This is a genomic window from Paraburkholderia sp. SIMBA_027, assembly GCF_046535315.1.
GTDB lineage: Bacteria > Pseudomonadota > Gammaproteobacteria > Burkholderiales > Burkholderiaceae > Paraburkholderia > Paraburkholderia tropica.
The window spans coordinates 1-246 of record NZ_JAWRWY010001332.1 but is presented as its reverse complement, the minus strand read 5'-3'; the positions used below and the strand labels follow the sequence as shown (position 1 = coordinate 246).

Here is a 246-nt window from a genome sequence, read left to right as displayed (position 1 = left end):
TGCGGGCGTGGCGTTTTCGCACGGCGCGAACGACGGACAAAAAGGGATCGGCCTGGTAATGCTGGTACTGGTGGGGATTGCCCCTGCTGGCTTCGTCGTCAATATGAATGCGTCCGGCTATGAAATTACCCGTACCCGCGATGCCGTTACCAACTTCGAACACTACCTGCAACAGCATCCTGAACTGCCGCAGAAGTTGATTGCGATGGAACCTCCATTGCCTGCAGCATCGACTGATGGCACGCA

Annotated in this window: 1 pseudogene; it reads left to right on the top strand. The window is 56.5% G+C overall.

Features of this window, described 5'->3' with window-relative positions:
- A pseudogene (locus tag SB764_RS43490) lies at positions 1 to 246 on the top strand (hypothetical protein); the annotation flags it as partial.